Origin of the sequence: Streptomyces sp. NPDC093586, from assembly GCF_044764905.1 — a bacterium.
GTDB lineage: Bacteria > Actinomycetota > Actinomycetes > Streptomycetales > Streptomycetaceae > Streptomyces.
The window spans coordinates 1-12,844 of sequence record NZ_JBIWJA010000029.1; the positions used below are offsets into that span (position 1 = coordinate 1).

At 73.2% G+C, this 12,844-nt stretch carries 12 protein-coding genes; 7 read left to right on the forward strand and 5 right to left on the reverse strand.

The window, feature by feature from the left end:
* Positions 1-91: 91 nt before the first annotated feature.
* Positions 92-301 carry an acyl-CoA carboxylase subunit epsilon gene (locus ACIRFH_RS26075; protein ID WP_403525410.1) on the reverse strand — a complete coding sequence of 70 codons (210 nt, stop codon included), beginning with the start codon at positions 299-301 and terminating at the stop codon, positions 92-94.
* Between the two features lie 9 nt (positions 302-310).
* Complete coding sequence (locus tag ACIRFH_RS26080; protein ID WP_403525413.1) at positions 311-1,900, reverse strand: acyl-CoA carboxylase subunit beta; 1,590 nt, start codon at positions 1,898-1,900, stop codon at positions 311-313.
* A gap of 111 nt (positions 1,901-2,011) precedes the next feature.
* On the opposite strand from ACIRFH_RS26080, the gene ACIRFH_RS26085 reads away from it, so the two are divergent.
* Both ACIRFH_RS26085 and ACIRFH_RS26090 read left to right on the forward strand, forming a co-directional pair.
* Positions 2,012-2,878: a biotin--[acetyl-CoA-carboxylase] ligase gene (locus tag ACIRFH_RS26085; protein ID WP_403525416.1), complete on the forward strand. Its 867-nt coding sequence runs from the start codon at positions 2,012-2,014 to the stop codon at positions 2,876-2,878.
* A gap of 581 nt (positions 2,879-3,459) precedes the next feature.
* Complete coding sequence (locus tag ACIRFH_RS26090) at positions 3,460-4,599, forward strand: adenylate/guanylate cyclase domain-containing protein (RefSeq protein ID WP_403525419.1); 1,140 nt, start codon at positions 3,460-3,462, stop codon at positions 4,597-4,599.
* A 40-nt stretch (positions 4,600-4,639) separates the two neighbouring features.
* Here the strand turns inward: ACIRFH_RS26090 and ACIRFH_RS26095 are convergent, their stop codons facing one another.
* Positions 4,640-5,311: a hypothetical protein gene (locus ACIRFH_RS26095; RefSeq protein ID WP_403525422.1), complete on the reverse strand. Its 672-nt coding sequence runs from the start codon at positions 5,309-5,311 to the stop codon at positions 4,640-4,642.
* A 216-nt stretch (positions 5,312-5,527) separates the two neighbouring features.
* On the opposite strand from ACIRFH_RS26095, the gene ACIRFH_RS26100 reads away from it, so the two are divergent.
* Positions 5,528-6,328 (forward strand): enoyl-CoA hydratase/isomerase family protein, encoded by an 801-nt coding sequence (locus ACIRFH_RS26100; RefSeq protein WP_403525425.1) that lies wholly within the window; start codon positions 5,528-5,530, stop codon positions 6,326-6,328.
* Between the two features lie 77 nt (positions 6,329-6,405).
* Positions 6,406-7,554, forward strand: a complete 1,149-nt coding sequence (locus tag ACIRFH_RS26105) for a diguanylate cyclase domain-containing protein (RefSeq protein ID WP_403525428.1) — start codon at positions 6,406-6,408, stop codon at positions 7,552-7,554.
* A gap of 121 nt (positions 7,555-7,675) precedes the next feature.
* On the opposite strand, the gene ACIRFH_RS26110 is transcribed toward ACIRFH_RS26105, so the two are convergent.
* Positions 7,676-9,304 carry a CocE/NonD family hydrolase gene (locus tag ACIRFH_RS26110; protein ID WP_403525620.1) on the reverse strand — a complete coding sequence of 543 codons (1,629 nt, stop codon included), beginning with the start codon at positions 9,302-9,304 and terminating at the stop codon, positions 7,676-7,678.
* A 123-nt stretch (positions 9,305-9,427) separates the two neighbouring features.
* Between ACIRFH_RS26110 and ACIRFH_RS26115 the strand changes: the two genes are divergently transcribed.
* Positions 9,428-10,195, forward strand: coding sequence for a TetR/AcrR family transcriptional regulator (locus ACIRFH_RS26115; RefSeq protein ID WP_403525431.1), 768 nt, complete (start codon positions 9,428-9,430; stop codon positions 10,193-10,195).
* 235 nt (positions 10,196-10,430) lie between these two features.
* Here the strand turns inward: ACIRFH_RS26115 and ACIRFH_RS26120 are convergent, their stop codons facing one another.
* The gene (locus tag ACIRFH_RS26120) at positions 10,431-10,748 is read right to left on the reverse strand and encodes an LPXTG cell wall anchor domain-containing protein (protein WP_403525433.1); all 318 of its coding nucleotides are present in this window, start codon (positions 10,746-10,748) and stop codon (positions 10,431-10,433) included.
* A 261-nt stretch (positions 10,749-11,009) separates the two neighbouring features.
* Between ACIRFH_RS26120 and ACIRFH_RS26125 the strand changes: the two genes are divergently transcribed.
* Positions 11,010-11,210: a hypothetical protein gene (locus ACIRFH_RS26125; RefSeq protein ID WP_403525435.1), complete on the forward strand. Its 201-nt coding sequence runs from the start codon at positions 11,010-11,012 to the stop codon at positions 11,208-11,210.
* 235 nt (positions 11,211-11,445) lie between these two features.
* Complete coding sequence (locus tag ACIRFH_RS26130) at positions 11,446-12,693, forward strand: Ig-like domain-containing protein (RefSeq protein ID WP_403525438.1); 1,248 nt, start codon at positions 11,446-11,448, stop codon at positions 12,691-12,693.
* Positions 12,694-12,844: the final 151 nt, after the last annotated feature.

Genomic DNA, 12,844 nt, shown 5'->3' on the forward strand with positions numbered 1-12,844 from the left:
CGACCCGCTGGGCATCGGTCACCGACAACGGCGGAATCTTCGGACCCGGACGACTCATACCGAACCAACGACGAATCTCCGACTCAGGTCACTAGCTCGGCCAGTAGGTCCGGGTCCATGAGGCCGGGCCCGGGTGGGGGAGCCGGGTGGCCGCGATGCGGGACGGGTCGGACCACGCGTCCCGTGGGCCCGGTGCGCCGGACGGCTCGGGGAGTGCCGTCGCGGCGCGGGCTCGGACCACCGCCAGGGCGGCGGCGAGCTCCTCGGGGGTCGGGTTGCCCCGTACGACCTTGATCGTCACAGCGGCTCCTTACAGGGGGATGTTGCCGTGCTTCTTCGGAGGCAGGGATTCCCGCTTGGTGCGCAGCTGACGCAGGCCGCGGACGATGTGGCGGCGGGTGTCGGACGGCATGATCACCGAGTCGACGTAGCCGCGCTCGGCCGCCGTGTAGGGGTTGAGGAGGGTGTCCTCGTACTCCTGGATCAGCCGGGCGCGGTCGGCCTCGGGGTCGTCGCTGTCGGCGATGGCGCGGCGGTGCAGGATGTTGACCGCGCCCTGGGCGCCCATGACGGCGATCTGGGCGGTGGGCCAGGCCAGGTTGAGGTCGGCACCCAGGTGCTTGGAGCCCATGACGTCGTAGGCGCCGCCGAAGGCCTTGCGGGTGATGACCGTGATGAGCGGGACCGTGGCCTCCGCGTAGGCGAAGATCAGCTTGGCGCCGCGGCGGATGATGCCGTCGTGCTCCTGGTCCACGCCGGGCAGGAAGCCCGGGACGTCCACGAAGGTCAGCACGGGCACGTTGAAGGCGTCGCAGGTGCGCACGAAGCGGGCGGCCTTCTCGGACGCGGTGATGTCCAGGCAGCCGGCGAACTGCATCGGCTGGTTGGCGACGATGCCGACGGGCCGGCCCTCGACGCGGCCGAAGCCGGTGAGGATGTTCGGCGCGAACAGCGGCTGCGTCTCGAAGAACTCGGCGTCGTCGAGGACGTGCTCGATCACCGTGTGCATGTCGTAGGGCTGGTTCGCCGAGTCCGGGACGATCACGTCCAGCTCGCGATCCTCGTCGGTGACCGCGAGGTCCGCCTCCTCGGGGAAGGCGGGGGGCTCGGAGAGGTTGTTGGACGGCAGGTACGACAGCAGCTGCTTGACGTACTCGATGGCGTCCTTCTCGTCGCCGGCCATGTGGTGGGCCACGCCGGAGGTGGAGTTGTGGGTGCGGGCGCCGCCCAGCTCCTCGAAGCCGACGTCCTCGCCGGTGACCGTCTTGATGACGTCGGGGCCGGTGATGAACATGTGGCTGGTCTGGTCGACCATGACCGTGAAATCGGTGATGGCGGGGGAGTAGACCGCGCCGCCCGCGCACGGGCCGACGACCAGGCTGATCTGCGGGATCACGCCGGAGGCGTGGGTGTTGCGGCGGAAGATCTCGCCGTACGCCCCGAGGGAGGCCACTCCCTCCTGGATACGGGCGCCGCCGGAGTCGTTGATGCCGATGACCGGGCAGCCGGTCTTCAGCGCGAAGTCCATGACCTTGACGATCTTCTGTCCGTAGACCTCGCCGAGGGCTCCGCCGAAGACGGTGAAGTCCTGGGAGAACACCGCGACGGGGCGGCCGTCGACCGTGCCGTAGCCGGTGACGACGCCGTCGCCGTAGGGGCGGTTCCTGTCCAGGCCGAAGTTGGTGGACCGGTGCCGGGCGAACTCGTCCAGCTCGACGAAGGAACCCTCGTCGAGGAGGAGGTCGATCCGCTCACGCGCCGTCAGTTTGCCCTTGGCGTGCTGCTTCTCGACGGCGCGCTCCGAACCGGCGTGCGTAGCCTCCTGGATACGGCGCTGGAGATCCGCGAGCTTGCCCGCGGTCGTGTGGATGTCAGGCTGCTGCTCTTCCGGCTCGGACATCGGGATGTGGCTCCCTGCCTGCTCAAAAGGGGGGGACGGTTACTCATCCGTAGAGTAGTGGGGGGTCCTCCGATCGGCAGTGCGGTCTTTCCCACACCTAGTGTGGGTTGCATGACTCCCCGAGACGCCTCCGACTCCTCGCACAGCCGGTGGTCCGACCTGGACCGGCCGCCCCTCAACGTCACCGCACTGCGCCGGGGACTGGTACGGGAGGGAGGGCTGTGGCGCCGGGTGGACGTGGTGCAGCGCACCGGCTCCACCAACTCCGACCTGGTGGCCCGCGCCGCCGCGGGCGAGGCGGACGAGGGCGCCGTGCTCGTCGCCGAGGAGCAGACGGCCGCGCGCGGGCGTCTCGACCGGCAGTGGACGGCACCGGCCCGCTCCGGGCTCTTCTTCTCCGTACTGCTGCGGCCCGCCGAGGTGCCCGTGGCCCGCTGGGGCTGGCTGCCCCTGCTCACCGGCGTCGCGGTGGCGACCGGGCTGTCCCGGGCGGCGGGGGTGGACACGGCCCTGAAGTGGCCCAACGACCTCCTTGTCACGGTGGACGGCGAGGAACGCAAGGCCGGCGGGATCCTGGCGGAGCGGGCCGGCGACGACGGAGTGGTCATCGGCGTCGGGATCAACGTCACCCTGCGGGCGGACGAGCTGCCCGTCCCGCGTGCCGGGTCGCTGGCACTGGCGGGGGCCGTGAGCACGGACCGGGACCCGCTGCTGCGGGGGGTGCTGCGGGCGCTGGAGGACTGGTACGGGCGGTGGCGGTCGGCCGGGGGCGACCCGGCGGTGAGCGGGCTGCAGGAGGCGTACGCGGCGGGGTGCGCGACGCTCGGGCGGGTGGTGCGGGCGGAGCTGCCGGGGGACCGGGCGCTGGTGGGGGAGGCGGTGGCCGTGGACGGGGACGGACGGCTGGTGCTGGCCACGGGGGCGGGGGTACAGGAGCCGGTGGGGGCGGGGGACATCGTGCACCTGCGGTTGGCGTGAGGGGGCGGGGGCCTGCGGCGCGTGGGCGGGGTGCCTGCGGCGGCCTGTGCGGGGTGGGTGGGGGTGCGTCATGCCTGCGGCGGCCTGTGGCGGGTTCGGTGGGGGTGCGGGTGGCGCGGTGGGTGGTCTGTGGGGCGGGGCCGCGCCGGGGGGTGTCCGTCCTCGGAACGGCGCGGAATCGGTCGGCCACAGAAGTACCGGCGTCGACGCGCCAACCGCTGCGGGCGGACACCCCCCGACACGTCCCCTTCCCGCCGTACGCGACTGACCGCCGTCACCCCGTCCCGCCGCGCCACGCCGTCCCGCGTAGCTGCGGGCCGCCGCCATGCTGCCCCAGCTGCGGGCAGTCGTGCCGCTGGGGCGGCACGGGTGGGCGCAGCGGCACCCCGGCAGCGCCGGGCCGCGCGAACCCACCCCCGCGCCGGGCGCTCTGTCAGTGCCGGGCCGGGGTACGCGCCCGCCGACGCGGGTCGCCCCCGCGCCCGCGCCGGGAGGCGGCTCGCGGGAGTGAGCTGGGGCACACCTGACGTAAAGTTGGGGCCGGTCGAACCTGACCGCGGCAGATCGGAAGGGCAGCAGGCGTGACCGTCGACGACACGGGCTCCGGCGCGGACGGGGACGGCCGGGTGGACCCCGAGCCCGCCCCGGATCCCGCCGACTCCGGCGAGGACCCGCTCGCGCTGCGCCTCGAAGGACTCATCCTGGGCGCCGAGCGTCGCTACACCCCCTTCCAGGCCGCCCGCAGCGCGGGTGTCTCCATGGAGCTGGCCTCCCGTTTCTGGCGGGCCATGGGCTTCGCCGACATAGGGCAGGCCAAGGCGCTCACCGAAGCCGACGTCCTGGCCCTGCGGCGCCTGGCCGGTCTGGTGGAGGCGGGGCTGCTCAGCGAGGCCATGGCCGTGCAGGTGGCCCGGTCCACCGGGCAGACCACCGCCCGGTTGGCGGAGTGGCAGATCGACTCCTTCCTGGAGGGCCTGACCGAGCCGCCCGAGCCGGGAATGACCCGTACCGAGGTGACGTACCCGCTGATCGAGCTGCTGCTGCCGGAGCTGGAGGAGTTCCTCGTCTACGTCTGGCGCCGTCAGCTCGCCGCCGCGACCGGCCGGGTCGTGCAGGCCGGCGACGACGAGGAGATGGTGGACCGGCGGCTCGCGGTCGGCTTCGCCGATCTGGTCGGCTTCACCCGGCTGACCCGCCGGATGGAGGAGGAGGAGCTCGGCGAGCTGGTCGAGGCGTTCGAGACCACCGCCGCCGACCTGGTGGCCGCCCGTGGCGGACGCCTGATCAAGACCCTCGGCGACGAGGTGCTGTACGCCGCCGACGACGCGGGCACCGCCGCCGAGATCGCGCTGCGCCTCATCGAGACGATGGCGAACGACGAGACCATGCCGGAGCTGCGCGTCGGCCTCGCCTTCGGCACGGTGACCACCCGTATGGGCGATGTCTTCGGTACGACCGTGAACCTGGCCTCCCGGCTGACCTCGATAGCCCCCAAGGACGCCGTGCTCATCGACTCCGCCTTCGCCGAGGAGCTGATCCGCACCCGGGACGCCCCGGCCTCCGAGGCGGAGGCGGCCGAGGAGGCCGCCGCGGCGGAGAAGGAGGGCGAGGAGCCCCCGGCGTACCGCTTCGCGCTCCAGCCGATGTGGCAGCGGCCGGTGCGTGGACTCGGCGTGATCGAGCCGTGGCTGCTCACCCGGCGGGGCGACGGCGGGGAGTAGGGCGCGGAGCGGGGGACGGCGGCGGGCGCGGGCGGGTCTTTCAGCCGTCGCCGTCCAGCAGGTCCACGCACAGGCCGAGCAGCGGCACGCACAGCCCCCGCGCGGGCTCCGGTTCCGGAGCGGGCGGTGTGGTGCGGCTCGGGGCGGACGTGGGTGCGGGGCGCGGTGCGGGAGTACCGGCGTCCGGCGGCCGCGGAGGCTGCGGCGCGGGAGGCGTCGGATCCCCGGTGCCGGTGCCCGGTGTGTGAGGGAGGTCCGGGTCGTCGGGGCGCTCCGGGGCGGTCGTCGAGACCGTCGCCGACGGGTACGGTGCGGCCGGCACCGAAGGGCGGGGCGTCGAGGAGCCGCTCGTGGACGGGGCCGGTATCAGGCCGCCCGGCCGGGGAGACGCGCTCGGGCCGCCCATGACGGACGTCGCCGACGGGCTCGCCCCGGACGTGGCACCGGTGTTCGCGCCGCCTGTCTCCCGCCCCGCCCCGGCGTGGCCCGCGCCGTCCCTGCCCGTCTCCACGCGCGGTGCGGCCTCGGCGCCGGAACCGCCGAGCCCGCCCTCCCCGGGCTCGGGGCCCGGGCGTACGAGGCTGAGGGCGCCGACCGCGAGCGCCAGGCCGCCGGCCGCGAGGAGGACCTTGCGGGGGCGCGGCCGACGGTGACGGCCCCGGATCCGGAGGAACCGCGGTGGCGGTGTGGTCGGCGTGTCCGTCGTCGTCATGGCCCCTCCCCGATGCGCAGGTGCCCCCCGCCGCTGCGCTTGGCGAGCGACCCTAGGCGCTGCCGGGCGCAGGGCGGGCGGCATCGACGGGATGTCACTCGAACGGGTGGACGGAGGCGGGGTGCCGCGGCGGCACGCGCCCGGCCTTTTCCCGCACCGCCGCGCCTGCGATGATCGGGCGGTCGAATTGTTAACCCGCGTTAACCGGAGGGTGTCATGAGCGAGGAGCGGTTCGGAGAGTTCGTCCTGGTGCGGCGGCACGGGGACGGGCACGTCGCGGAGCTCGTCCTCGACCGGCCGAAGGCCATGAACGCCGTCTCGACCGCGATGGCCCGGTCCATCGGCGCGGCGTGCGAGGCGCTGGGCGAGGACCGGGGCGTACGGGTGGTCGTGCTGACCTCGACGCACGAGCGGGCGTTCTGCGTCGGCGCCGACCTGAAGGAGCGCAACTCCTTCTCCGACGCCGACCTGCTGCGCCAGCGGCCGGTGACGCGGGGTGCGTACACCGCGGTGCTGGAGCTGCCGGTGCCGACGATCGCGGCCGTGCACGGGTTCGCGCTGGGCGGCGGCTTCGAGCTGGCGCTGTCGTGCGACGTGATCGTGGCCGACCCCACGGCGGTGGTGGGGTTGCCCGAGGTGTCGGTCGGGGTGATCCCGGGCGGGGGCGGCACACAGCTGCTGCCGCGCCGGGTGGGGGCGGCGCGCGCTGCCGAGCTGGTGTTCACGGCGCGGCGGGTGGAGGCCGCGGAGGCGCGCGAGCTGGGCCTCGTCGACCAGCTGGTGGACGAGGGCCGGGACCGCGAGGAGGCGCTCGCCCTGGCCTCCCGGATGGCCGCGAACTCGCCCGTGGGGCTGCGGGCGGCCAAGCGGGCGCTGCGGCTCGGTCACGGGCTGGACCTGCGGGCCGGCCTCGAGGTCGAGGACGCGGCGTGGCGGACGGTGGCCTTCTCCGGGGACCGGGCGGAGGGCGTCGCGGCGTTCAACGAGAAGCGGGCGCCGCGCTGGCCCGGGGAGTGACGGACGCAGGGGGCGGGGCGGGCCCCGTTCGCGTCACCCATGTCCACTTTTGGGTAGAACGTCCCTAGCCTGGAGTGATGGGTGAGGACAGACGGCTCGCGGCCGTCGTGGCGTTGGCGCAGGGCATGGCCGCCGCGCACAGTTCGCGGGAGGCGTGGCGGGCGGCGGCCGCCGGCGCGTGCCGGGCGCTGGGCGGCAGCTTCGCGGCCCTGTCGGTGTGGGAGCGCGAGCTCGGCCGGCTCCGGGTCCTGGTGAACGTGGGCGAGCGGGCCGAGGATGAGGAGGAGTTCCCCGAGGACGAGTCCTACCCCGTGCACCAGTTCGCGGAGATCACCGAGTTCCTGCACGAGCGCTGGGCCGGCGGCGGTGAGCCCGACGCCTGGGTCGAGACGGCCGCGGGACCCGCGGCGGGGAGCCCCGGGTACGTCCACCAGCGCGTCGCGGCCCTGCGCCGCCGGGGGCGCGGCTGCTGCGTGGTCGCGCCGATCGTGCTGCACGGCCGCGCCTGGGGCGAGCTGTACGTGGCCCGTCCGGTGGGCGAGCCCGTCTTCGCGCGGGGCGACGCCGACTTCGCCACCGTCCTGGCCTCGGTGGTGGCCGCCGGGATCGCGCAGACCGAGCGGCTGGAGGAGGTCCGGCGCCTCGCGTACACCGACGCGCTCACCGGGCTGGCCAACCGCAGGGCGGTCGACTCCCGCCTGGACGAGGCGGTGGAGCGGCACCGCACGGAGGGGGTCGTCGTCAGCCTCGTCGTGTGCGACCTCAACGGGCTGAAGCGGGTGAACGACACCCACGGGCACGCCGTCGGCGACCGGCTCCTGGAGCGCTTCGGGTCGGTGCTGTCGCTGTGCGGGGCCATGCTGCCGGGCGCGCTCGCGGCGCGGCTCGGCGGTGACGAGTTCTGCCTGCTCGCGGTCGGTCCGCCCGCCGACGCGGTGGTCAAGGCGGCCGAGGAGCTGTGCCGCCGGGCGGCCGAGCTGGAACTCGGCGACGGTGTGGCCTGCGGGGTCGCGTCCACCGAGGACCCGGTGGGGCCCGTCCGCTCCGCCCGCCGGCTGTTCCGGCTGGCCGACGCCGCGCAGTACCGGGCCAAGGCCGAGCGGGCCGGCCGGCCGGTCGTGGCCGGCCGCGAGGGACCCGACGACCCCGTCGTCCGGCTGGCGGACGAGCCGTCCCGGGAGGAGGACGGGGAGCGGCGGCGCTTCCGCGGGCGGCATTCGCCGTAGGGCCCGCCGTTCGGATCATCCCGGCCGGCGGCGGCCTGCCCGCCTCGCGCGTCCCGGAGGCGGTCGGCCGGGACGGCGAAGGCGGCGCCGAGGAGCGAGCCGGGCCGTCGGGTCCGGCCGGTCAGCCGTTCTCCACGGGGCCGGGCCCGGAACCGTGGTCCTGCGTCGCGAGCATCAGTGCCGAGTCCGTGTGGAGCGTGATGCGCACCGGTGTGAAGGCGGTGGCGTCCACCGGCGACTCCCCGGTGCCGGGACTGCGGGCGTAGCGCGGATGGGCGCCTCCGCTGATCTGCCAGCGTATGCGGTGACCGATGGCGAACCTGTGGGCGGTCGAGCTCATCGGCACGGTGATCCGCGACGGCTTCTGCCCGTCCGTCCGCAGTCGGCCCAGCCCGTCACAGACGTTGACGGAGCGGCCCTGCGCGTCCACGTCGCACAGGCGGGTGAAGACGTCGGCGTGACCGGTGTCCGTGGAGATGCTCAAGCGCGCCGAGACCGGCCCGAGGACCTCCACGGGCTCGGTCAGCGGGGGACCGGTGAACGTCAGTACGTCTTCCCGGGCCTCCAGGCCGCTGTTGTCGCGCGGTCCGGCGGTACGGGAGAGCAGAGGGCCGCCGAGGGACGGGGTGGGGTCGCCCGGGTCGTAGCAGAAGGACGTCAGTGGTGCGGAGTCCGTGGGGGCCTGCCGGGTGAGATGTCCCTGAGCGGTGGGAAACCACGGGTCGGCGGCCGTGGCCGGCGGCCAGTCGTCGAGGTTCCGCCAGGAGTCTTCGCCGCCGATGTGCACGCGCACCCTGGTGGGACGCAGTCCGGAGGGGTCGGCGTACAGGTGGGCGCGCAGCCAGGCGAGGCTCTCGGCGAACACCTCGGGCCATCCCCGCTGCAGAGCGGAGGTATGGGTCCAGGGGCCGACGAGCAGGGCGGTCTCACAGCCGGCCCGGCGCAGCCGGTCGTACTGCTCGAGGGTCTGGTCGGCCAGCGCGTCGTGCCATCCGGTGATCAGACTCGTGGGCACGCCGAGCCGCTCCGCCGCCTTCGCCGACGACGCGCCGCGCCAGTACGCGTCCTCGGGGTCCGGGTGCGTCATCACGTCGTCCAGCCAGGGCACCTCGCCCCCGAGGGCCGACGCGTACGCCCCGCGCAGCGGCTGCGCGGTGGTGACGTCACGCAGACGGCGTTGCAGGCGCAGCGTCGCCTTCAGGAACGGTGCCATGCCCCGGTGCTGGTAGGTCATGCCCACCCCGACGGCGAGGGCGGTCTCCAGGCGCAGCGCACCGCGCTCGTGGAACAGGGCGTAGGGATCGTGCAGGCCCATCTGCACCACCATCGCCTTCAGTTCCGGCGGTGGGTCCAGGGCGAGGGCCCATTGCACGTAGCCCAGGTAACTGGGGCCGACGGTCCCGAGCGTTCCGTCGAACCAGGGCTGCTCGCGCAGCCAGGACACCGTGGCCCGGCCGTCGGCGGCCTCGTTGCGCCACAGGTCGAACGCGCCCCCCGAACCGCCGGTGCCGCGGCAGCTCTGCAGGACCACGTGGAAGCCCTGTTCGGCGAAGAGCAGGCCGTACATGGGGGACCACGGCAGACCTCGGCCGTAGGGCGAGCGGACCAGGAGGGTGGGGAAGTCGCCCGCCGCGCGCGGGAAGTAGTGGTCCGTGATCAGCGGGCTGCCGTCGGCGGCCGGTACCACCAGCCCCGGCTCCCACCCGACGTCGTACAGCGCGGCCGGGAGGCGGCGCCACGTGGCCCTCATCATTCGTGAGACCAGCGGCGGTTTCCCGGCGGGCGGTACCCGGGCCGGCCTCGGCGCAGGACCGTGTGTGCGTGATGTCATCGTTCCCCTCCTGTATTTACGTACGCTGTACGAGAATAGAGGATGCTTGACTGGAGCCCGCAAGGGCCGCCGATCGAGGAAGGAGCGTGGACCGTGCCCCGTGACGGAGGAACCGGCGCCCCGGGCGTCGACCCTCGGCACCTCTGGCCGGTCTCCGACCAGCCCCGCAGGGGCCGCAAGCCCGCCTACAGCCGAGAGGTGATCACCGCGGCGGCCGTCGCCCTGGCGGACGCCGAGGGGCTCGAAGCGGTCACCATGCGGAAAGTCGCCGCACGGGTCGGAGCCGGCGTCATGTCGCTCTACAGCTACGCCCCCGACAAGGAGGCGTTGCTGAACCTGATGGTCGACCACGTCAGCGGCGAACTGCCGGCCGCGCACCCGCTCACCGGCGACTGGCGCGCCGATCTGAAGGCCATCGCCCACCTCCAGCGCGCCCTCATGCTGCGACACCCCTGGCTGCCCGCCGCCCTGTCCACCCGCCGCATCCCCGGGCCCCGCACCCTGGCCTTCCTGGAACACGCGCTCGCCGCCCTGCGGCCCACCGGACTGGACGGCACGGCGAAGCTGGAGGTCTTCGCCCAACTCACGGCATTCGTGGCCGGACACGTCGCACACGAGATCGCGCAGGCCGCGGCCTCGCAGTCCCCCGACCGGGCCGCGGCCGAAGCCCGCTACCTCGCCGCCGTCGCCGCGGACGGCCGCCACCCGGAACTCGCCGAGGCCCTCTCCGCCCCCGGGCGTCCCCTCGCCCCCGAAGCCACCTTCACCCGCTTCCTCGGCCGCCTGATCGACGGCCTGGACACCGGCTGATCACGCTCCGCCTTCCACCGGGCCCGTTCTCGCGGACGAGCAGGGGCGAGGGTTCCGCGAAAGCCCTCGGAGCGATCACGTTTCCGCACCGACCGCTGCGACGGCCGAACCCGCGGGACCCGTCACGCTGTGACGCGAGGGCCCCCTGTGGCGCGACCGGCACTCCCGCGGGCGCGGCGCACACGCGGGGCGGCGCCCGGCAGGGTCAAGACTGCCAAAAGAACGTCAAGTGTTCTCAAAAACCGAGGCGTTCCCGCCGCATCGAGAACGCGACGAACCCCGCGCCGAGACCGAGGCAGGCGGTGCCGCCGATGACGTACGGAGTGCTGTCGAAGCTTCCGGTGTCGGCCAGCCGGGCGCTCTCGGCACCGGCGGCCCCCGTGTCCGTCGACACGGCTCTGGCCTGCTCGGTGACCTGTGGCGACGGGCTGGCGGAGGTGGTGCCTGCGGCCGGGGTCCCGGGCGTCGCGTTCGCGGACGGGACGAACCACAGGGCACACAGCAGGCCCCCCGCGGCGGCGGCGGTCAGCAACGGACGGCGAGCGGATGACACGGAATATCGATCCCCTTGTGGCGCTGGCGAATTGGCCGTGTGGGCAGATGTTAGTGAAAGGCGCGGGTAACAGGAAAGTCACGGGAGTGTCCGGCCGTACTCTCCGGGCGTGAGCACTCCGGAGACATCACGTTTTGTGCGGCTTCGCGTGGACCTCCCCCTGGCGGTCGGGACGAGGAGGCCGTCACCGGTGCCGCGCTGCGGGCCCTCGCCGGCGGCTCCGGGCTGTCCGACCCGGAACGGGCGCACGCCGAGCGCGCCGTGGCCGAGGACGCCGCCGAGGCCCCGGCCCACCTCGTGGACCCGTTCGACCTGGTCGGCGCGGTGCCCGGGATCGAACTCCGGCAGACCTCCTGGAGCGGTGAGCGGATCGGCCACGACCCCGGTTCGCCCGACTGGGACCCGGGCGAGGATGATGACGGCCAGGACGATCCGGAAGACGGGAAACCGACGGCCGGTTGACGTGGCGTGTGGGTATGTGTGGGGGGAACGGTGATTCCCCGCGGCAACGGCCGTTTGGGGTCTCGCCGTCTCCGGGGACGCACCGACCGGCCCCCGCACCGTCACCGCCCACAGTGGACGTGGTATGTCCCACACTCATCGGCGTTATGGAACGGGACGAACCGGTCGTAGCGTTGGACGTCTTGACGGGGAACCTCGGGGTTTTCGGGATTCGGCAACGATGGAGAAGCGTGTGATGACGGACGGTAAGCGGCGCAAGGGGCTGGCGGCCGCGACCGCACTGCTCGGCGGTGTGCTGGTGCTCTCGGCATGTTCCAGCAATGACGCCGACGCCTCCGGAGGAGGGGACGGCAACACCTCGCAGGCGCAGGTCGACGAGGCGGCGGCCAAGAAGACCTCCGAGGCCCAGATCAAGATCACGCCCGCGAACGGCTCGGACAACGCCTCCATCAACAACTCGGCCACCGTCACCGTGAGCAAGGGCACGCTCACCGACGTCAAGATGACCACGACGGACGGCACCCAGGTCAGCGGCAAGATATCCGCCGACAGGACCAGCTGGAAGCCGGACGCCCAGCTCGAGCGGGCCACCACCTACAAGCTGACGGTCACCGCGCAGGACTCCGAGGGCCGCACCGCCCACGAGAACTCCTCGTTCACCACCGTCTCCAAGAGCAACAGCTTCATCGGCACCTTCACCCCGGACAACGGCTCCACCGTCGGTGTCGGCATGCCCGTGTCGATCAATTTCGACAAGGCGATCACCGACAAGGCCGCCGTCCAGAAGGCGATCACCGTCAACACCACCAGCGGTCAGGAAGTCGCCTGCCACTGGTTCAGCACCCAGCGCATGGACTGCCGGCCCGAGAACTACTGGCAGGAGGGTTCCACCGTCACCCTCAAGCTGGCGCTCGACGGCGTCGAGGGCGCCGACGGCGTCTACGGCGTCCAGCAGAAGACGGTCACCTTCAAGATCGGCCGCAACCAGGTCTCGTACGTCGACGCGCAGACCAAGCAGATGAAGGTCACGCAGGACGGCAAGACCATCCGCACCATCCCGATCTCCGCGGGCTCGCCCGACAACAAGACCTACGAGGGTCAGATGGTGATCTCCGAGAAGTACAAGGAGACCCGGATGGACGGCTCGACGGTCGGCTTCACCGACGACGACGGCAAGGGCGAGTACGACATCAAGGACGTGCCGCACGCCATGCGCCTGAGCACCTCCGGCACCTTCATCCACGGCAACTACTGGGGCAAGGGCATCTTCGGCAGCGCCAACACCAGCCACGGCTGCGTGGGCCTGGAGGACGCCAAGGGCGCCGGCGACCCGAACACGCCGGGTGCCTGGTTCTACAACAACTCCCTCGTCGGTGACGTGGTCGTCGTCCAGAACACCGGCGACAAGACCATCGCCCCGGACAACGGCCTCAACGGCTGGAACATGGACTGGGCCCAGTGGAAGGCGGGTTCGGCGGTCTGACGCCGAACCCCCCGCGGCTCACCGCGACTTCACGGCGGACGCCCGCCGCCCCTCACCGGGGGCGGCGGGCGTCCGCCGTTCCCCCCCCGGGTTCTCATCCTTCTCTTACGCGGGCCTTGTCCCTCCGTCACGGGCCGTCCCTGCCTTGCGG

Bases quoted from the DNA above. Each gene is read 5' to 3' on its own strand.
- ACIRFH_RS26080 (WP_403525413.1), bottom strand. From the start codon at position 1,900: ATGTCCGAGCCGGAAGAGCAGCAGCCTGACATCCACACGACCGCGGGC.
- ACIRFH_RS26085 (WP_403525416.1), top strand. From the start codon at position 2,012: ATGACTCCCCGAGACGCCTCCGACTCCTCGCACAGCCGGTGGTCCGAC.
- ACIRFH_RS26095 (WP_403525422.1), bottom strand. From the start codon at position 5,311: ATGACGACGACGGACACGCCGACCACACCGCCACCGCGGTTCCTCCGG.
- ACIRFH_RS26100 (WP_403525425.1), top strand. From the start codon at position 5,528: ATGAGCGAGGAGCGGTTCGGAGAGTTCGTCCTGGTGCGGCGGCACGGG.
- ACIRFH_RS26105 (WP_403525428.1), top strand. From the start codon at position 6,406: ATGGGTGAGGACAGACGGCTCGCGGCCGTCGTGGCGTTGGCGCAGGGC.
- ACIRFH_RS26110 (WP_403525620.1), bottom strand. From the start codon at position 9,304: ATGAGGGCCACGTGGCGCCGCCTCCCGGCCGCGCTGTACGACGTCGGG.
- ACIRFH_RS26115 (WP_403525431.1), top strand. From the start codon at position 9,428: ATGCTTGACTGGAGCCCGCAAGGGCCGCCGATCGAGGAAGGAGCGTGG.
- ACIRFH_RS26130 (WP_403525438.1), top strand. From the start codon at position 11,446: ATGACGGACGGTAAGCGGCGCAAGGGGCTGGCGGCCGCGACCGCACTG.